The organism is Micromonospora sp. CNZ303 (genome assembly GCF_004345505.1).
The window spans coordinates 251,688-269,871 of the sequence record NZ_SLVT01000009.1 but is presented as its reverse complement, the minus strand read 5'-3'; the positions used below and the strand labels follow the sequence as shown (position 1 = coordinate 269,871).

The 18,184-nt window shown below is 71.0% G+C and carries 18 protein-coding genes and 1 tRNA gene; 7 read left to right on the top strand and 12 right to left on the bottom strand.

Annotated features, from left to right (window positions below):
• Positions 1–51 precede the first annotated feature (51 nt).
• Positions 52–1,647, bottom strand: a complete 1,596-nt coding sequence (gene rpsA / locus EV374_RS17065; RefSeq protein WP_088999324.1) for a 30S ribosomal protein S1 — start codon at positions 1,645–1,647, stop codon at positions 52–54.
• 297 nt (positions 1,648–1,944) lie between these two features.
• Between rpsA and EV374_RS17060 the strand changes: the two genes are divergently transcribed.
• Genes EV374_RS17060 through EV374_RS17035 form a run of 6 tightly spaced genes read left to right on the top strand, consistent with a single transcriptional unit; the run spans position 1,945 to position 5,220 of the window.
• On the top strand, positions 1,945–2,808 hold the full coding sequence (locus EV374_RS17060; RefSeq protein WP_486485804.1) for a class I SAM-dependent methyltransferase: 864 nt from the start codon (positions 1,945–1,947) through the stop codon (positions 2,806–2,808).
• On the top strand, positions 2,805–3,401 hold the full coding sequence (locus EV374_RS17055) for a Uma2 family endonuclease (RefSeq protein ID WP_486485803.1): 597 nt from the start codon (positions 2,805–2,807) through the stop codon (positions 3,399–3,401). The genes EV374_RS17060 and EV374_RS17055 overlap by 4 nt, the downstream gene beginning before the upstream one ends.
• Positions 3,402–3,448: 47 nt before the next feature.
• Positions 3,449–3,670: a hypervirulence associated TUDOR domain-containing protein gene (locus tag EV374_RS17050; RefSeq protein WP_132236460.1), complete on the top strand. Its 222-nt coding sequence runs from the start codon at positions 3,449–3,451 to the stop codon at positions 3,668–3,670.
• The gene (locus tag EV374_RS17045) at positions 3,657–4,007 is read left to right on the top strand and encodes a DUF3140 domain-containing protein (protein ID WP_132236459.1); all 351 of its coding nucleotides are present in this window, start codon (positions 3,657–3,659) and stop codon (positions 4,005–4,007) included. Before EV374_RS17050 ends, EV374_RS17045 begins: the two co-directional genes overlap by 14 nt.
• A 50-nt stretch (positions 4,008–4,057) precedes the next feature.
• The gene (locus EV374_RS17040) at positions 4,058–4,807 is read left to right on the top strand and encodes an SDR family oxidoreductase (protein WP_132236457.1); all 750 of its coding nucleotides are present in this window, start codon (positions 4,058–4,060) and stop codon (positions 4,805–4,807) included.
• Positions 4,808–4,854: 47 nt separating this feature from the next.
• On the top strand, positions 4,855–5,220 hold the full coding sequence (locus tag EV374_RS17035; protein WP_486485808.1) for a MerR family transcriptional regulator: 366 nt from the start codon (positions 4,855–4,857) through the stop codon (positions 5,218–5,220).
• A gap of 226 nt (positions 5,221–5,446) precedes the next feature.
• On the opposite strand, the gene polA is transcribed toward EV374_RS17035, so the two are convergent.
• The 11 genes from polA to EV374_RS16980 all read right to left on the bottom strand — a co-directional run bounded on the left by polA (position 5,447) and on the right by EV374_RS16980 (position 17,996).
• Positions 5,447–8,146: a DNA polymerase I gene (gene polA, locus EV374_RS17030; protein ID WP_132236453.1), complete on the bottom strand. Its 2,700-nt coding sequence runs from the start codon at positions 8,144–8,146 to the stop codon at positions 5,447–5,449.
• A 122-nt stretch (positions 8,147–8,268) separates the two neighbouring features.
• Entirely contained in the window at positions 8,269–9,078 is an 810-nt protein-coding gene (locus tag EV374_RS17025) for an amino acid ABC transporter ATP-binding protein (RefSeq protein WP_132236451.1), read from the bottom strand.
• The gene (locus EV374_RS17020; protein ID WP_132236449.1) at positions 9,075–10,055 is read right to left on the bottom strand and encodes an amino acid ABC transporter permease; all 981 of its coding nucleotides are present in this window, start codon (positions 10,053–10,055) and stop codon (positions 9,075–9,077) included. Before EV374_RS17020 ends, EV374_RS17025 begins: the two co-directional genes overlap by 4 nt.
• A 2-nt stretch (positions 10,056–10,057) precedes the next feature.
• Positions 10,058–10,969, bottom strand: coding sequence for an ABC transporter substrate-binding protein (locus tag EV374_RS17015; protein ID WP_132236447.1), 912 nt, complete (start codon positions 10,967–10,969; stop codon positions 10,058–10,060).
• A gap of 33 nt (positions 10,970–11,002) precedes the next feature.
• The gene (locus EV374_RS17010; RefSeq protein WP_101411744.1) at positions 11,003–11,713 is read right to left on the bottom strand and encodes an ABC transporter ATP-binding protein; all 711 of its coding nucleotides are present in this window, start codon (positions 11,711–11,713) and stop codon (positions 11,003–11,005) included.
• Complete coding sequence (locus EV374_RS17005; RefSeq protein ID WP_132236445.1) at positions 11,703–12,548, bottom strand: ABC transporter ATP-binding protein; 846 nt, start codon at positions 12,546–12,548, stop codon at positions 11,703–11,705. The genes EV374_RS17010 and EV374_RS17005 overlap by 11 nt, the downstream gene beginning before the upstream one ends.
• Positions 12,541–13,650 carry a branched-chain amino acid ABC transporter permease gene (locus EV374_RS17000; RefSeq protein ID WP_132236443.1) on the bottom strand — a complete coding sequence of 370 codons (1,110 nt, stop codon included), beginning with the start codon at positions 13,648–13,650 and terminating at the stop codon, positions 12,541–12,543. Before EV374_RS17000 ends, EV374_RS17005 begins: the two co-directional genes overlap by 8 nt.
• Positions 13,647–14,597 (bottom strand): branched-chain amino acid ABC transporter permease, encoded by a 951-nt coding sequence (locus EV374_RS16995; RefSeq protein ID WP_132236441.1) that lies wholly within the window; start codon positions 14,595–14,597, stop codon positions 13,647–13,649. Before EV374_RS16995 ends, EV374_RS17000 begins: the two co-directional genes overlap by 4 nt.
• A 108-nt stretch (positions 14,598–14,705) precedes the next feature.
• Complete coding sequence (locus tag EV374_RS16990) at positions 14,706–15,863, bottom strand: branched-chain amino acid ABC transporter substrate-binding protein (protein ID WP_132236439.1); 1,158 nt, start codon at positions 15,861–15,863, stop codon at positions 14,706–14,708.
• 259 nt (positions 15,864–16,122) lie between these two features.
• Positions 16,123–17,295 carry a hypothetical protein gene (locus tag EV374_RS16985; RefSeq protein WP_132236437.1) on the bottom strand — a complete coding sequence of 391 codons (1,173 nt, stop codon included), beginning with the start codon at positions 17,293–17,295 and terminating at the stop codon, positions 16,123–16,125.
• Positions 17,296–17,375: 80 nt separating this feature from the next.
• Complete coding sequence (locus EV374_RS16980; RefSeq protein ID WP_132236435.1) at positions 17,376–17,996, bottom strand: response regulator; 621 nt, start codon at positions 17,994–17,996, stop codon at positions 17,376–17,378.
• An 81-nt stretch (positions 17,997–18,077) separates the two neighbouring features.
• Between EV374_RS16980 and EV374_RS16975 the strand changes: the two genes are divergently transcribed.
• A tRNA-Leu gene (locus EV374_RS16975) sits at positions 18,078–18,160 on the top strand.
• The last annotated feature ends 24 nt before the right edge of the window (positions 18,161–18,184 follow it).

Genomic DNA, 18,184 nt, shown 5'->3' with positions numbered 1-18,184 from the left:
CCCCCGGCGATCTCGCGATCGCGGGGACGGGGCCCGTCGTCGTTCAGCGGGTCACTTGCCGCCGGCGAGCTTCTCCCGCAGAGCGGCGAGCGCCTCGTCGGTGGCCAGGGTGCCGGCCGGCTCCTCGGCCTGGCGGCTCGGGGCCGCGCTGGTCGAGGTGGTGGTGCCACCACCGGTGACGGCCGGAGCCGGGTTGGCAGCGGCCTCGGCGTCGGCGGCCCGGGAGGTCTGCACCTGCTTGGTGTGGGCCTCCCAGCGCTGACGCGCCTCGGCGTACTGGTTCTCCCAGGTCTCGCGCTGCTTGTCGTACCCCTCGAGCCACTCGCCCGTCTCCGGGTCGAAGCCCTCCGGGTAGATGTAGTTGCCCTCGGCGTCGTACGTCGCCGCCATGCCGTAGAGGGTCGGGTCGAAGTGCTCCTCGCCCTCGACGAAGCCCTCGTTGGCCTGCTTGAGCGACAGCGAGATCCGGCGGCGCTCCAGGTCGATGTCGATGACCTTGACCATGACCTCGGAGCCGACCTGGACGACCTGCTCCGGGATCTCCACGTGGCGCTCGGCCAGCTCGGAGATGTGGACCAGGCCCTCGATGCCGTCGTCCACCCGGACGAAGGCGCCGAACGGCACCAGCTTGGTGACCTTACCCGGCACGATCTGCTGGATCGCGTGGGTGCGGGCGAACTGACGCCACGGGTCCTCCTGCGTCGCCTTCAGCGACAGCGAGACCCGCTCGCGGTCCAGGTCGACGTCCAGGACCTCGACCTCGACCTCCTGGCCCACCTCGACGACCTCGGACGGGTGGTCGATGTGCTTCCAGGACAGCTCGGAGACGTGCACGAGGCCGTCCACGCCGCCCAGGTCGACGAACGCGCCGAAGTTGACGATCGAGGACACGACGCCCTTGCGGACCTGGCCCTTCTGCAGCTTGTTGAGGAACTCGGTGCGCACCTCGGACTGCGTCTGCTCCAGCCAGGCCCGGCGGGACAGGACCACGTTGTTGCGGTTCTTGTCCAGCTCGATGATCTTGGCTTCGAGCTCACGCCCGACGTACGGCTGCAGGTCGCGCACCCGACGCATCTCGACCAGGGAGGCGGGCAGGAAGCCCCGCAGCCCGATGTCGAGGATGAGGCCGCCCTTGACCACCTCGATGACCGAGCCGCGGACGACCCCGTCCTCGTCCTTGATCTTCTCGATGGTGCCCCAGGCCCGCTCGTACTGCGCCCGCTTCTTGGAGAGGATCAGACGACCCTCCTTGTCCTCCTTCTGGAGGACCAGGGCCTCGATGTGGTCACCAACCGAAACGACCTCGGCCGGGTCCACGTCGTGCTTGATCGACAACTCCCGAGAGGGGATGACACCCTCGGTCTTGTAGCCGATGTCGAGCAGGACCTCGTCCCGATCGACCTTGACGACGGTGCCTTCGACAATGTCGCCGTCGTTGAAGTACTTGATGGTCTCGTCGATCGCGGCGAGGAAAGCCTCCTCGGAACCGAGATCGTCGTGGGTGACCCGGGTGGCGCTCGAGGGGGCCTCGATGCTGCTCGTCATGTGGGCGGTTGCTCCGGTCGGATGGTGTGTCACAGCAGGCTGGTGTGTCGCGGTGACCTGTTCGCGCCAGCGGATCCGTCGCCGGGCACACCGAAAGATCATCGCGTGAGATCATGGATGTGGCTCCGCCAGTGGTCCCGGAGACCGCGCACCTGCTCCCTGCCGAGGCACACGATCCGCGAGCGCATCATCTAGCCTACCCGCTGCATTACCACAGCGTGCAAGCCCTCCCGTCCTCTCGCCGCCTCGTCAGCTGCGAAAGCGGAGATATCGGCAGGAAGGCGTCGCAGGTGTCGCGTCCGTCACAGGGGCATCACCGGTGAACGGTAGCGCCGGACGCCGTACCCCGCACTCCGGGGGTCGCCCGGCGCGCGGCGCCCACGGGGCTAGCGTGGGCGGGTGGATGACGACAGCCGGGTGACCCGGCGCCGGGTCGGCAACGCCGAGGCCCGCCGGGCGAACCGCCGCTGGTGGGACGCCGACGCCGACGACTACCAGGCCGAGCACGGCCGTTTCCTCGGCGACCTGGACTTCGTCTGGTGTCCGGAGGGCGTGCGGGAGGCCGACGTACGGCTGCTGGGCGACCTGGCCGGACGGCGGGTGCTGGAACTCGGCTGCGGGGCCGCCGCCGCCGCGCGGTGGCTCGCCACCCAGGGGGCCCGCCCGGTGGCCCTGGACCTCTCCGCCGGCATGCTGCGGCACGCCGCGCTGGCGGCCGGACGCACCGGCGTACGCGTGCCGCTGGTGCAGGCCGACGCGCTGGCGCTGCCCTTCGCCGACGCGGCGTTCGACACGGCCTGCACGGCGTTCGGGGCGGTCCCGTTCGTGGCCGACTCGGCGGCGGTCATGCGCGAGGTGTTCCGGGTGCTGCGCCCCGGCGGCCGGTGGGTGTTCTCGGTGACCCACCCGATGCGGTGGATCTTCCTCGACGACCCGGGGGAGGGCGGGCTGACCGCGGTGCACTCGTACTTCGACCGCTCCCCCTACGTGGAGCAGGACGAGGCCGGCGACGCCACCTACGTCGAGCAGCACCGCACGCTCGGCGACCGGATCCGCGAGCTCGTGGGCGCCGGGTTCCGCCTGCTCGACCTGGTGGAACCGGAGTGGCCCGAGGGGCACGAGGGGATCTGGGGGCAGTGGAGCCCGCTGCGCGGCCGCCTCTTCCCCGGCACCGCCATCTTCGTCGCCGAGAAACCCGCCCGCGCGAGCCGGACAGTCAGTGCGACGTCCGAGGCGGGCCGCGGGGTTACGCTGAGCCGGTGAGCGCCGTCGCGACACCACCTGGCCCATGGTGTCCGGACCCGATCCGGCAGCAGCGTGCCGACTACACGCTGGAGGACCTGCTCAACCTGCCGGACGACGCCCCCCGCGTCGAACTCGTCGACGGAGTCATCCAGGTGACACCCTCCCCCACCCTGGGCCACCAGGACATTTCCAGCCTGCTCTGGCTGTGGCTACGAACCCACTGCCCCGCACACCTGCGTGCCACACAGGCCGTCGGCGTAGCCCTCAATGCGAACACCAGCCGGCAGCCGGACGTGCTGCTGTGCCGGACGGAGGTGACCGCCGACCGGTCGCTGCTCAGGCCGGACGACGTCATCCTCGCGGTCGAGGTGGTGTCGCCCGGCACCCGCCGCACCGACCGGTTCGCCAAGCCCGGCGAGTACGCCGCCGCCGGCATCCCCTTCTACTGGCGGATCGAGCAGGGCCCGGTCCACCTCTACGCCTACCGGCGGGGCGATCGGCTCGGGCCGGGCGGTGAGCGACAGTACGAACTGATCGCCGACAGCGCGGAGCTGATCGAGCTGGTCGAACCCTTCGAGATCAAGCTGCCGATCGCCGACATCACGCCGTAGCCCGCGGGTCGTCGTTTCGGGGCATCGACGCCGGGTACCCGCGTCGCATGGCCGAGCAGAGCGAGTTCCACAGCGGTGACCACGTCTCCTGGGCCAGCCACAGCGGCCGGGCGTACGGCGTGGTCAAGGAGAAGATCACCGAACGGACGCACGTACGCGGGCACGCCGTGAACGCGTCGCCGGACGACCCGCAGTACCGGATCCGCAACGACGACTCGGGACGGGACGTCGCACACCGACCGGAGGTGCTGCGCCATGAGCAGGGCTGACGAGGGTCGGGACACCTACCGGGAGTTCACCGAGGCGGTGAACATGAAGCCGGCCGAGCTGTCGACGTGGCTGGAGACCGACGAGTCGAAGCAGGTCGGCTGGCACAAGGGTGGGCGCTCCGGCGGCGGCGAGTCGGTCGGGCACGAGTCGGGCCGCAGGATCATCGAGCTGCTGCGGCGCAAGCGTGCCGAGCTCTCCGAGGGCGACTACCGGCACATGCGCAAGGTCGTCGGCTACGTCCGCCGGCACATGGCGCAGCGCCCCTCCGGCGATGTCCGCGACACGAAGTGGCGCTGGTCCCTGATGAACTGGGGCCACGACCCCCTGAAGCGCTGAGCGCGCCCGCTTGACCCTGCCACTGACGGCAGGGTCCGACGATCCGCACCATGAGTCGAGCGCCACGCAGGATCGTCGTCGTCACCGGTGCGGGCACCGGGATCGGACGGGCCACCGCCCGTGGGTTCAGCGCCCAGGGGGCGTACGTCGTCGCGGTGGGCCGACGGGCCGCGCCCCTGGCGGACACCGCCGCCGGTCACCCGGGTATCGAACCGCTGGTCGCCGACGTCACCGCTCCCGGTGCCGCGGAGCTGATCGTCGGCGCCGCCACGCAGCGGCACGGCCGCCTCGACGTGCTGGTCAACAACGCGGGCGTGGCGGGCGGCGGTCCGCTCGGTTCGCTCGCCCCCGAGACCGTCGAGCGCCACCTGGCGACGAACCTGGTGGCGCCGCTCCTGCTCACCCAGGCGGCGGTGCCGGCGCTGGCCGACAGCCGGGGCGTCGTCGTCAACGTCACCACGTCGGTCGGGTCGCGGGCCTGGCCGGGCAGTTCGCTGTACGCGGCCGGGAAGTCCGCCCTGGACTCACTGACCCGCAGCTGGGCGGTGGAGCTCGCGCCGGCCGGGATCAGGGTGGTGGCGGTGGCACCCGGCGCCGTCGACACTCCGATCGGCGCGCACCAGGGGCTGACGCCGCAGCAGCAGGTCGACGTGCGCCGGTGGCAGGTGGAGCGGACGCCGCTGGGACGCATCGGGCGTCCCGAGGAGGTGGCGTGGGCGATCCTGCGCCTCGCCGACCCGGCGGCCGGTTTCGTCACCGGCGTCGTGCTGCCGGTCGACGGTGGCGCCGTGATCGCGTGACGGCGTCGCCCGCCGTGCTGGTAGAACGGTGCCCGGAGGTGCGGACCATGCTGATCGGCGAGCTGGCGGAGGCCACCGGCGCCACCCCGCGCGCGCTGCGGCACTACGAACGGCACGGACTGCTCGACTCCCGGCGGGCCCACAACGGCTACCGGATCTACGACGAGCGGGCGGTGGGCCGGGTGCGCAACATCCGTCACCTGCTGGCCGCCGGCCTGACGCTGGACGACGTACGGACGTTCCTGCCCTGCCTGGACGGGGACGTGGCCGCCGCTCCGCCCGCGCCGGCCGGCGTCCGGGTCGGACTGGACCGCCTCGCGGTGCTCGACGCCCGCATCGCCGCGCAGATCGAGGTCCGCGACCGGCTGGCGGCGGCCCTGCGCGCGGCGGGCACGGCCGTCCCGGACGCCTGACGACGACGCGGACCCGCCGCCCCTGCCCCGACCACAGCCGTCCCACCGGACGCCTGACGACGCGGACCCGCCCTCCCCGCCCCGACCACGGCCCGCCGCACGGTGCGACGGCGACGGCGACGGCGACGGCGACGGCGACGGCGACGGCGGACTCTACCGCCTCCCCGGGCAGGGCCGGGTGCCGGCGCGCGGCGGTCCCGCCCCGGTCAGGACGGGACGGCGCCGGTCAGTGGTCGGCGCTGTTCCAGTCCCGGCCCTCGCCGACGGAGACCTCCAGCGGCACCGACAGCGGGTGCGCCCCGCCCATCTCCCGCCGCACCAGCGCCTCCAGGGTCTCCCGTTCGCCCGGGGCGACCTCGAAGACCAGCTCGTCGTGCACCTGGAGCAGCATCCGCGAGCGCAGGCCCGCCTCGCGCAGCGCCGTGTCGACGTGCAGCATGGCGACCTTGATGATGTCGGCCGCCGAACCCTGGATGGGGGCGTTGAGCGCCATCCGCTCCGCCATCTCCCGGCGCTGCCGGTTGTCGCTGACCAGGTCGGGCAGGTAGCGGCGGCGGCCCAGGATGGTGGAGGTGTAGCCGTCGTGCCGGGCCCGGGCGACGACCTCCTGGAGGTAGTCGCGCACGCCCCCGAAACCGGCGAAGTAGTTCTCCATCAGCCCACGCGCCTCCTCGGCGGTGATCCCGAGCTGCTGGGAGAGGCCGAACGCGCTCAGCCCGTACGCCAGGCCGTAGTTCATCGCCTTGATCTTGCGCCGCTGGTCGGCGGTGACCTCGTCCACCGGCACCTCGAAGACCGACGAGGCGGTGGCCGCGTGGAAGTCGGCGCCGGAGTTGAACGCCTCGATCAGCGCCTCGTCCGACGACAGGTGCGCCATGATCCGCATCTCGATCTGGCTGTAGTCGGCGGTCAGCAGGCAGTCGTAGCCCTCCCCCACCACGAAGGCGCGGCGGATCCGGCGCCCCTCCTCGGTGCGGATCGGGATGTTCTGCAGGTTGGGCTCGGTGGAGGAGAGCCGCCCCGTGGCCGCCACCGTCTGGTTGAACGTGGTGTGGATGCGGCCGTCGTCGGAGACCGACTTGAGCAGCCCGTCGACGGTCGTCTTGAGCTTCGCCACGTCGCGGTGGCGCAGCAGGTGGGCCAGCACCGGGTGCGGGTTCTGCGCGTGCAGCCACTGGAGGGCGTCGGCGTCGGTGGTGTAGCCGGTCTTGATCTTCTTGGTCTTGGGCAGGCCCAGCTCGCCGAAGAGGATCTCCTGCAACTGCTTCGGCGAGCCGAGGTTGAACTCCCGGCCGACCGACTCGTAGGCCCCCTGGGCGGCGGCCTTCACCTCGGCGGCGAAGTGCGCCTCCAACTCGGAGAGGTAGTGCGTGTCGGCGGCGATGCCGGTGCGTTCCATGCCGGCGAGCACCCGCATCAGCGGCAGCTCCACCCCGGCCATCAGCCGCGCCGACTGCTCGCCGTCGCGGGACAGCTCGGCGTCGATCGCGTCGGCCAGGTCGAGGGTGGCGCGGGCCTGGAGCATGAGGTTCTGCTCCGCCTCGCCGTCGTTGCCGAGCCCCTCCAGGGTGAGCTGGCCGGTCTCCGGGGCGTCGACCCGCAGCTCGCGGTGCAGGTAGCGCAGGGCCAGGTCGGTCAGGTCGTAGGAGCGCTGGTCGGGGCGGGCCAGGTAGGCGGCGATCTGCGTGTCGCGCAGGATGCCCTCCAGGCGCCAGCCGTACGCGGCGAACGCCAGCACCGCCGGCTTGCTGTCGTGCAGCACCTTGGGCCGCCCGGCGTCGGCCAGCCAGGCCGCCAGGGCCGCCTCGTCGGTCGGCTCCAGGGTGGCGGGATCGCACCAGGCCGCCGCGCCGCCGGCGGTGGCCAGCGCCAGCCCGGTCACCGAGGCGGTGTGCCGGCGGTTGGGGCCCGTGTCGAGCTTCGCCGCCACGCCCACCGGGGTGTCGGCCGGCGCGTGCGTCTCCAGCCACCCGGCGAGCGCCCCGGGCTCGGTGAGCACCTCGCCGGTCAGGTCGAACCCGGACTCGGCCTCCGGCTCCACCGCCTCCAGGTACTGGTAGAGCCGGTCGCGCAGGATGCGGAACTCGAGGGTGTCGAAGACCTGGTGGACGGCCTCGCGGTCCCACCCCTCCCACCGCGCGTCCTCGGGGCGCAGCGGCAGCTCAAGGTCGGAGACGAGACAGTTGATCTCGTAGTTGCGGATCACGTCGGCGAGCCGCTCCCGCAGGCTGTCGCCGGCCTTGCCCTTGATCTCGTCGGCCCGCGCGACGACCCCGTCGACCCCGCCGTACGTGTTGATCCACTTCGCGGCGGTCTTCGGCCCGACACCGGGCACGCCGGGCAGGTTGTCGCTGGTCTCGCCGACCAGGGCGGCCAGGTCGCGGTAGCGCTCCGGGGGGACGCCGTACTTCGCCTCGATCGCCGCCGGGTCCATCCGGGCCAGGTCCGAGACGCCCTTGCGCGGGTAGAGCACCGTGATCTGGTCGCCGACGAGCTGGAACGCGTCGCGGTCGCCGCTGCTGATCAGCACCGACATGCCCTGGTCGCGGGCCTGGCAGGCGAGGGTGGCGATGATGTCGTCGGCCTCGAAGCCCTCCTTCTCCACCACCGGGATGCGCAGCGCCGCGAGGACCTCCTTGACCAGGCTCACCTGGCCCTTGAAGTCGGTCGGGGTCTCGCTGCGGCCGGCCTTGTACTCCGCGTACTTCTCCGTGCGGAAGGAGCGGCGGGAGACGTCGAAGGCGACCACGATGTGCGTCGGCTGCTCGTCGCGCAGCACGTTGATCAGCATGGACGTGAAGCCGTAGACCGCGTTGGTCGGCTGCCCCGTCGTGGTGGAGAAGTTCTCCACCGGCAGGGCGAAGAACGCCCGGTATGCCATGGAATGTCCGTCGACGAGAAGCAGGCGCGGCGTGGTAGCTGTCACGGCAGCGACTCTAGCCGCCCGCTCCGACACTCCGGGACACCGGCACGGACGCCGGCGCGGCCCGAGGCGGACACCGGCACGGACGCCGGCACGGCCCGGGGTGGGCCGCGCCGGCGTACCGCTCAGAGCACCTTGGCCAGGAACGCCTTCGTCCGGTCGTGCCGGGGGTTGGCGATGACCTCGCGGGGCACCCCGGACTCGACCACGACGCCGCCGTCCATGAAGACCAACGAGTCGCCGACCTCGCGGGCGAAGCCGATCTCGTGGGTGACCACGATCATCGTCATGCCGTCGCGGGCCAGGTCCTTCATCACGTCGAGCACCTCGCCGACCAGCTCGGGGTCGAGCGCGCTGGTGGGCTCGTCGAAGAGCATCAGCTTCGGCTGCATCGCCAGCGCCCGGGCGATCGCCACCCGCTGCTGCTGCCCGCCGGAGAGCTGACCCGGGTAGTTGCCGAGCTTGTCGCCCAGCCCCACCCGCTCCAGCAGCGCGGCGGCCCGGTCCCGGGCGGTGGCCTTCTTCTCGCGGCCCACCTGCACCGGCGCCTCGGCGACGTTCTCCAGGGCGGTCATGTGCGGGAAGAGGTTGAACCGCTGGAACACCATGCCGATCGCGCGGCGCTGGGCGGCGACGTCCTTCTCCCGCATCTCGTGCAGCTTGCCGCCGCGCTCGCGGTAGCCGATCAGGTCGCCGTCCACCCAGATCCGACCGGCGTTGATCTTCTCCAGGTGGTTGATGCAGCGCAGGAACGTCGACTTGCCGGAGCCGGAGGGCCCCAGCAGGCAGCACACCTCGCCGCTGCGGACCTCCAGGTCGATGCCCTTGAGCACCTCGATCGGCCCGAACGACTTGTGCACCTGCTCGGCCCGGACCATCGGCCCGGACTCCACCGCCGCCCCGCCGGCCGCAGCCGGCACCGTCAGTTCGGTCATGCGCCGTCCGCCTTCCCGGTCGTGCCGCCGTTCTCCGCCGCGATCGCCCGCAGCCTGGTCTTCGCCCGTCCGCTGCGTCCGACGCCCTTGGAGAAGTGCCGCTCCAGGTAGTACTGCCCGACCAGCAGCACGCTGGTCAGCAGCAGGTACCAGACGGTCGCCGCGACCAGCATCGGGAAGACCTGGAAGGTCCGGCTACCGACGGCCCTGAGCTGGAAGAACAGCTCGGTGGAGACCGGTACGAAGGCCACCAGCGAGGTGTCCTTGAGCATGGCGATGGTCTCGTTACCGGTCGGCGGGACGATCACCCGCATGGCCTGCGGCAGCACGATCCGACGCAGGATCTGCCCCCGGCGCAGGCCGAGCGCCTGCGCGGCCTCGGTCTGCCCCTCGTCGACCGACTGGATGCCGGCCCGGACGATCTCCGCCATGTAGGCGGCCTCCGACAGGCCCAGCGCCAGCATGCCGGCGACGAAGCCGGTCAGGATCTCCACGGCGGAGAAGCCGAACAGCCGCGCCTCGAAGTCGTCGACCCCGAACAGGGCGCCGATCTGCCGGTCGAAGGGCAGCCCGAACTCGACGCGCGCCCAGAGGATGCCCAGGTTGCCGAAGAGGATCGCCAGCACCAGCCGGGGCACCGCCCGGAAGAACCAGGTGTACGCGAAGGCGACGCCGCGCAGGATCGGGTTCTCCGACAGCCGCATGATGGCGATGACGACGCCCAGCCCGACACCGATCAGCATGGAGGTCAGGAGCAGCGCGATCGTGCCGCGCAACCCCTCCATGATCGGCGGACGGAACATCTCGTCGATCATGAACGACCAGTTGAACGCCTTGTTCGTCACCAGCAGGTGCACGAACATGGCCACCAGCACCCCGATCACGCCGACGGCGACCCACCGCCCGGGATGCCGCACGGGCACGGCGCGGATGGGTTCCGGCCGTGCCCGTTCGGGTGTGCCTGTTCCGACCGACATGGTCAGCTGGTCGGGTTCAGCGCCGGAGTCGTGATGGCGCCGCCCTCGACGCCCCACTTCTTCAGCGCGCCCTCGTACGAGCCGTCGGCGATGACCGCCGCGACGGCCTCCTTCAGCACCTCGGCGAACGCGGCCTGGTCCTTCTTGACCGCGTAGCCGTACGGGGCCGACTCGTAGATGTCGCCGAGCACCTCCAGCTGGCCGTTGCTCTGCTTCACCGCGTACGCCCCGACCGGGGAGTCGGCCAGCATGGCGTCGTTCTTGCCGCTGACCACGGCGGCCGTGGCGTCGCTCTGCGCCTGGTACTGGTCGATGGTGATGGCCGGCTTGCCGGCATCGGTGCACTTCTTCGACCGGGCGGTGATGTCGTCGAGCTGCACGGTGCCGACCTGCACGGCGATCTTCTTGCCGCAGGCGTTCTCGGTGTCGACCTTGGCCGGGTTGCCGGCCTTGGTCGCCCACTGGGTGCCGGCGGAGAAGTAGCTGACCATGTTGACGGTCTTCATCCGGTCGGCGTTGATGGTGAACGAGGAGACGCCGACCTCGTACTTGCCCGAGTCGACGCCGGGCAGGATCGCGTCGAACGGCGCCGACTCGTACTCGGCCTTGAGGCCGAGCTTCTGCGCGACCGCGTTGAACAGCTCGATGTCGAAGCCGACCACCGTCTTGCCGTCGGCGTCGAGGAACTCCGCCGGGGCGTACGTCGAGTCGGTGCCGACCTTGATCACGCCGTCGGCCTTGATGGCGTCGGGCACCTTCGCGGCCAGCGCCGAGTCGGCGGCGGCGGTGACGCTGGGGCCGGCGCCGGGCTGCTCGGTGCTCTCCTTCTCGCCGCAGCCGGCCAGCGAGAGTGCGAGCAGAGCGGCGCCGGTGACGCCGAGGGCGGCCCGGCGGCCACTACTGATGCGGAACATGGGGTACTCCTTGCGATGAGGGGTGACGGCCGGTCAGGCCACGCCGAGGTAGGCCTCTTTGACCGCCGGGTCGTGCAGCAGCTCGGCGCCGGTGCCGCTCTTGACGATCCGGCCGGTCTCCAGCACGTACGCCCGGTGGGCCCGGGCCAGCGCCTGCTGGGCGTTCTGCTCGACCAGCAGGACGGTGGTGCCCTGCTGGTTGATCTCGACGATGATGTCGAAGATCTGCTGGATCAGCATCGGCGCCAGGCCCATCGAGGGCTCGTCGAGCAGCAGCAGCTTCGGCCGGCTCATCAGCGCCCGCCCGACGGCCAGCATCTGCTGCTCGCCGCCGGAGAGGGTGCCGCCCTGCTGCCTGCGCCGCTCGGCCAGGCGCGGGAAGAGCCCCAGCACCCGGTCGAGGTCCTGGGCGATGCCGGCCCGGTCGCGCCGGGTGTACGCGCCCATGTCGAGGTTCTCCAGCACCGTCATGCCCGGGAAGATCCCGCGGCCCTCGGGCGCCTGGCACAGTCCCCGCCGGACCCGCAGGTCCGCCCGGAGCTTGGTGATGTCCTCACCGTCGAACCGGATGCTGCCGCTGGCGACCGGCCGGATCCCGGAGATCGCCCGCATCGTGGTCGACTTGCCGGCGCCGTTGGCGCCGATCAGGGCGACGATCTCGCCCTCGTCCACCGTCAGGCTGATGCCGTGCAGCGCCTGGATCCGCCCGTAGAGCAGGCTCACATCGTCGATCTCAAGCAGCATCGTCCGGCACCCCCAGGTACGCCGCGATCACCTTCGGGTTCTCCCGCACCTCGGCGGGCAGCCCCTCGGCGATCTTCTTTCCGAACTCCAGCACCACGATCCGGTCGGTGACCCCCATGACCAGGCGCATGTCGTGCTCGATGAGCAGCACGGTCACGCCGGTGTCCCGGATCTGCCGGATGAGCTGGAGCAGTTCCTCCTTCTCCGCCGGGTTGAAGCCGGCGGCCGGCTCGTCCAGGCAGAGCAGCACCGGGTCGGTGGCCAGCGCGCGGGCGATCTCCAGCCGCCGCTGCTCGCCGTAGGAGAGGTTGCGGGCGAACTCGTGCATCCGCTTGCGGATGCCGACGAACTCCAGCAGGCGCTCGGCCTTCTCCCGACTCGCGCGCTCCTCCTTCCAGTACCGCGGCAGGCGGAACAGCGCGGAGATGACGCTCGTCTTGTTGTGCGCGTCCGCGCCCACCAGGACGTTCTCCAGCGCCGTCATCTCCGGGAAGAGGCGGATGTTCTGGAACGTCCGCGCCATGCCCATCTTGGTGATCTGGTGCCGCTTCTTGCCGCTGACCTTCTGGCCACGGAACCGGATCTGCCCCTCGGTGGGCTGGTAGATGCCGGTCATGGCGTTGAAGCAGGTGGTCTTGCCGGCGCCGTTCGGGCCGATCAGACCGAGGATCTCGCCCTTGTAGAGGGTGAAGTCCACCTCGTTCAGCGCGACCACGCCGCCGAAGCGCAGCGTGACCTTGTCGACCTCCAGCAGCGGCTCCCGGGTGGGCACCGCCTCCACGGCCGGCGCGCCGGCCTGTGCCGGAACGACCGGCGTCTGCTCGGTGTCACTCACCGACGGTCACCTCCTTGCGACGATCCTTGAACTCCGCCGCACGTCGTCGGTTGGGGATCAGACCCTCCGGCCGGAAGATCATCATGACCACCAGCACCAGGCCGAAGAACAGGAACCGGTACTCGTACAGCTCGACGCCCAGCACCTCGATGCCACGGAACCGCTCGATCATGTACGCCACCAGGCCACCGCCGACGATCGCGCCGACGATGTTGCCCGAACCGCCGAAGATGACCGCGGCCAAGATGATGATCGAGTTCAGCAGCTCGAAGTTCTGCGAGCTGACGAAGTTGTGCTTACCCGCGAAGAGCGCGCCGGCGAGGCCGGCGATCGCGGCGCCGGCGGCGAACGCCCACAGCTTGAACTTGAACGTCGGCACGCCCATGAGCTGCGCGGCGTCCTCGTCCTCGCGGATCGAGATCCAGGCGCGCCCGACACGGCTGTGGGTCAGGTTCCGCACCCCGATGACCACCAGGATGATCAGCGTGAGGACCAGCCAGTAGTACGGCCGGGCGTCGAGCACGCCGAAGATCGGCTTGCCGTCGGCGAACTCGCCCGGCGGGTGCGGGATCTGGTTGAAGCCCCGCTGCCCCCTGAGGAACTCCGAGCTGACCGCGCCGATGCGGATCATCTCGGCGAAGCCGAGCGTCACCAGCGCCAGGTAGTCGCCGCGCAGCCGCAGGGTCGGCGTACCGAGCATCACGCCGGAGACCATCGTCAGGGCGATCGCCACCGGCACCGCCAGCAGCCACGGCCACAGCGTCTTGAGGTTGCTGCTCGGCGAGGTCAGCACCGCCACGGTGTACGCGCCCACGGCGAAGAAGCCGAAGTAGCCGAGGTCGAGCAGGCCGGCGAAGCCGACCACGATGTTCAGGCCGACGGCCAGCAGCACGTAGATCGAGACGGTGAACATCACCTGGGTGAAGTTCGCACCGGGGGTCGGGATCGGCCCGAGGTACTGGTAGAACTCCTTGTTCGGCAACGCGTAGAAGAACACGATCACCGCGGCCAGCAGCGCCCAGCGCACCCAGCGCGGCGCCCCGCGCCACCGTTCGCCGGCCGCCTCGCGGCCGGAGCGCACCTTGTCCAGAACGGTCGTCATGCCCGTGCCCTCCCCAGCGACTCACCCAGCAGACCGGTCGGCCGGAACATCAGCAGCACCACCAGCAGCGCGAACGCGGCGAAGTCCTTCCACTCGCTGCCGAACAGACCGGAGGCGTAGTTCTCGATCAGGCCCAACAGCAGGCCGCCGAGCAGCGCGCCACGCAGGTTGCCGATGCCGCCGAGCACCGCGGCGGTGAATGCCTTGAGGCCGAGCAGGAAGCCGACGCTGTAGGTGAGGGTCTGGATCCGTACGTCGTAGAGCAGACCGGCGACGCCGGCCATGCTGCCACCGGCGATGAAGACGATCAGGATGATCCGGTCCTTGTTCACGCCCATCAGCGCGGCGGTGTTGGCGTCCTGGGCGACCGCCCGGATGCCGCGACCGACCCGGCTGCGGTTGATGAACAGGTCCAGCGCGATCATCATCACCAGCGCGGCGCCGAGGGTGAGCAGCTGCACCCCGTCGATCGGCACGCCGAAGACGTGGAACAGCGGCTCCTGGCTGACCAGGATCGGGGCGCCCTCGGGGCGGCGGCGGGTCCAGATGCCGAACGCCTCGGAGATGGCGATGGACGCGCCGATGGCGGTGATCAGAAAGGCCAGCGGCGGCGCGTTGCGCTTACGCAGCGGCCGGTACGCCACCCGCTCGATCACGGTGGCCGTGCCGGCGGAGGCGATCGCCGCGACGATCATCGCCACCAGCAGGTAGAACATGATCGACCCGATGCCGCTGACCTGCGAGTTCTGGTCGAGCCCGAAGCCGTTCCAGGTCCAGATCGCCGCGAACGCGCCGGCGATGAAGACCTCGGAGTGGGCGAAGTTGATGAGTCTCAGCACGCCGTAGACCAGCGTGTAGCCGAGCGCGACCAGGGCGTAGATCGCACCCTGCGTCAGGCCGGTCGTCGTGTATGTCCCGAAGTTGGAGAACAGGTCGTCGAAGTTCAATGAAGGGACACTCCATCAGGGTCTGGAGAGAAAAGTGGGGCGCGGCCGGGAGCACAGCTCCCGGCCGCGCCCGCGATCACCACTCAATCGCCGTAGCAGCGACCGACGTCAGGACTTGGGGATCTCCTGGTCCGGCACGACCTTGCCGTCCTTGACCTTGAAGGCCCAGACCTTGACCTGCGCCGGGTCGAGCTCGCCGCCCTCGACGAACTTGTAGCTCGCCGCGACGCCCTCGCCGCTGTAGCCCTTCACGAACTCCAGCAGGCCCTCGCGGGTGGTCTTGCCCGCCTTGATGCCGGCCAGCAGGATGTTCGCCGCGTCGTAGGCCGTGTCGCTGTAGGTGCCCGGGTCGGAGCCGTTGAGCGCCTTGTACTCCTCGATGAAGGTGCCGCGCGCCTCGGCGGCCGGCTGGCACGGGCAGGTGAGGATGGTGCCCTCGGCCGCCGCCGCACCCGCGGAGGTGATGTACGCGGCGTCGTTCACGCCGTCACCGGCGATCATCGGAGCGGTGACCCCGGCAGCGGTGAGCTGCTTGCGGATCAGGCCGGCCTCCTGGTAGTAGCCGCCGTAGAAGACCGCCTGGACGTTGGCGGCCTTGACCTTGGTGACCACGGCCGAGAACTCGACCTGCTTGCCGTCGCCCTGGACCTTGTCCGAGCCGACGACCGACGGGCCGAGCAGCTTCTTGACCTCGTCGGCCAGGCCGGCGCCGTACGCGGACTGGTCGTCGATGACGTAGACCTTCTCGGCCTTCAGCACGTTCTTGATGTAGTTGCCGGCCCCCGGGCCCTGGCTCAGGTCGTTGCCGACCGCGCGGAAGAAGGTCTTCCAGTTCTGCTTCGCGAGCGTCGGGTTGGTCGCCGACGGGGTGATGGTCACCAGACCGGCCTCGTTGAAGAGCGGACCGGCGGCCTCCGACTCACCCGAGTAGGCCGGGCCGACGATGCCGAGGATCTTGGTGTCGTCGATGGCCTTCTGGGCCAGCTGCGGGGCCTGGTCCGGGCTGCCCTGCGAGTCCAGGGGAACCAGCTCGACCTTGCAGTCGGCGTTCTCCTTGTTGTACTTGTCGACCGCCAGCTTGACGCCGTTGTTCTCGTTGATGCCGAGCGCCGCCGACGGGCCGGTCAGCGCGCCGAAGAACGCGATCTTGTTGCCGCAGGCGTCGCCACCGGACGCCGCGTCGTCGCTACTGGAGCATGCCGTGCCGCCGGCGACGAGCGCCAGCATGGCGACCCCACCGATAACGCGCGCGAGCTTCTGCCTCAAGGCCCGAACCCTCCTCCGTCCCATGGTCCGAACCACCCGCTGCCGATTGGCCCTTGCGGGGGCGGACGAACCAGACCGTCGTCGCCGGTCTGGGGCCGGACGCTATCCCACCTTTGAGCTGTGACGAAAGCCCCAGGGGAGCGGGTTGACCGAACCGTTACACGGCGTGGCGGATTCGAAACGATCGCTGTAAGAACCGTCGGCCGCGAAAGCCACTCGCCTTCGTTTCGTCGGTAACGGGTCGAACCTCGTCCACCCCCTACCGATCGATGGTCGGCAACCCGACTGACCAGGCACGGGACGCCTCCCCGTCGTCAGACACCAACACAAGTCGATCACCCTGCGACGCGACCGCCACGGCCGTGTTCCCACCGTCGGGCACCGGGGCCGGCATGGCCATCAGTCGCCACGAATCCCCCGCATCGGCGGAAAGCCACAGTCCGTGACCACCGCCGTCCCCCGTCACCGCGACCAGCTCCCGCCCGGCCGGCACCAGGGCGTCGACCGAGGACACCCCCGGACCGGGCGCGCCGAACCCGCCGGCCCGCCGCCACTCGTCGCCCGCCAGCCGCCAGGTCGCGAACCCGTCGCGCACCGGGCCGACGGCCACCACCACACCGTCGACCGAGGCCACCCGCTGCGCCTGGCCCCGCCCGTCCGGCACCGGCAGCGTCACCCGCCGCCAGGCCCGGCCGTCGGCCGAACTCCAGGCCAGGGGCGCCAGCGCCGTCGCGCCGGGCGGCAGCACCGCGCCCACCACCCACCAGCCCGACGGCACGGCCATCGCGTCGTACGCGACCGTCCGGCCCCGCCCGTCGCCGGCGAGCTCCGCGACGCCCTCGTGGATCGTGAACCGCTCGCCGTCCGGCGACGTCCAGACCGCCGCCCCGTCGACCCGCGCCCCCGCGATCAGCCAACCGGCCGGCCCCGCCGCGAGCCGCGCCACGCTCACCGCGCGCGGGCCGGCGTACAGCTCGAAGGGCGCCGGCGCCTCCCGCAGCCGCCCGCCCGGCGACTGCGACCAGGTGCCCGTGCGCGGGTTGCCGTGCGCGCCGCCGTTCTTCGCCCCGAGCGCCGCCAGCCGGCCGTCGCGGCACGCGGCCGCGTAGAGCACGTGCTGGCGGCCGTAGTGACTCGACGGCGAGACCGGCAGCGCCGTCCACGACACGCCGTCGGCGCTGCGCCAGGCGGCCGGCCGGGTCTCCCCCGCCGCGTCGGCCAGCCCGCCGACGACGTACCACGAGCCGGCGCAGGCCACGGCGTCGCGCAGCAGCGGCCGGCCGGGGGCGCCCGGCGGCGCCGGCAGGGTCAGCGGCTGCCACTGCGGGCGCAGCGGCTCGGCCTCGACCGCGGGCTCCGCCGGGGCCCGGTCGCAGCCGGCCGGCAGCAGCGCGAGGACACCGAGCACCGCCACCAGCCGCCGGGTCCGCATGGATCAGATGCTATCGATCAACCGGCCCCGCGAGGACCCCCCGGAGCGCTCCCCGGCGTGTCGCGTCGCCCGGCGGCACCTCAGGAAGCGGGCTGGGCGATTTCGCCGCCGGCGGTCTCGGCGAGGATCCGCTCGGCGACCTCCTTCATGGTCATCCGGTGGTCCATCGCCGTGCGCTGGATCCACTTGAACGCCTGCGGCTCGGTCATCCCGTACGTCGTCATGAGCGCGCCCTTGGCGCGCTCGACCGTCTTGCGGATCTCCAGCCGGTCGGTCAGCCCCGCGACCTCCGCCTCCAGGGCGGCGATCTCCGAGTAACGCGACAGCGCGATCTCCACCGCCGGCACCAGGTCGCTCTTCTGGAAGGGCTTCACGAGGTACGCCATCGCGCCGGCCGCCCGCGCCCGCTCCACCAGGTCACGCTGGCTGAACGCGGTCAGGATGATCACCGGGGCGATCCGGGCGCCCGCGATCCGCTCGGCGGCGGCCAGCCCGTCCATGATCGGCATCTTGATGTCGAGGATGACCAGATCCGGCTTGAGCTCCTCGGCGAGCCGGACGGCGGTCTCGCCGTCACCGGCCTCCCCGACGACCTCGTAGCCCTCCTCGACGAGCATCTCGGCCAGGTCCAGCCGGATCAGCGCCTCGTCCTCGGCGATCAGAACGCGCCTGCGCTCGACGTCCGTCTGCATCTCGGCCACGAGCCACTCCCACCATCGTTCCCGGCACGGCTACCACCCATGCTCCCGCACGAGCGTAGTCGGGTACAGTAAGCCGCACTCGCCGGGATGGTGGAACGGCATACACGGAAGTCTCAAACACTTCTGCCCGAAAGGGCTTGCGGGTTCGAATCCCGCTCCCGGCACACCTGTCATACACCTGTTCGATG

Bases quoted from the DNA above. Each gene is read 5' to 3' on its own strand.
- rpsA (WP_088999324.1), bottom strand. From the start codon at position 1,647: ATGATCTTTCGGTGTGCCCGGCGACGGATCCGCTGGCGCGAACAGGTC.
- EV374_RS17050 (WP_132236460.1), top strand. From the start codon at position 3,449: ATGGCCGAGCAGAGCGAGTTCCACAGCGGTGACCACGTCTCCTGGGCC.
- EV374_RS17045 (WP_132236459.1), top strand. From the start codon at position 3,657: ATGAGCAGGGCTGACGAGGGTCGGGACACCTACCGGGAGTTCACCGAG.
- EV374_RS17040 (WP_132236457.1), top strand. From the start codon at position 4,058: ATGAGTCGAGCGCCACGCAGGATCGTCGTCGTCACCGGTGCGGGCACC.
- EV374_RS17035 (WP_486485808.1), top strand. From the start codon at position 4,855: ATGCTGATCGGCGAGCTGGCGGAGGCCACCGGCGCCACCCCGCGCGCG.
- EV374_RS17025 (WP_132236451.1), bottom strand. From the start codon at position 9,078: ATGACCGAACTGACGGTGCCGGCTGCGGCCGGCGGGGCGGCGGTGGAG.
- EV374_RS17020 (WP_132236449.1), bottom strand. From the start codon at position 10,055: ATGTCGGTCGGAACAGGCACACCCGAACGGGCACGGCCGGAACCCATC.
- EV374_RS17015 (WP_132236447.1), bottom strand. From the start codon at position 10,969: ATGTTCCGCATCAGTAGTGGCCGCCGGGCCGCCCTCGGCGTCACCGGC.
- EV374_RS17010 (WP_101411744.1), bottom strand. From the start codon at position 11,713: ATGCTGCTTGAGATCGACGATGTGAGCCTGCTCTACGGGCGGATCCAG.
- EV374_RS17000 (WP_132236443.1), bottom strand. From the start codon at position 13,650: ATGACGACCGTTCTGGACAAGGTGCGCTCCGGCCGCGAGGCGGCCGGC.
- EV374_RS16985 (WP_132236437.1), bottom strand. From the start codon at position 17,295: ATGCGGACCCGGCGGCTGGTGGCGGTGCTCGGTGTCCTCGCGCTGCTG.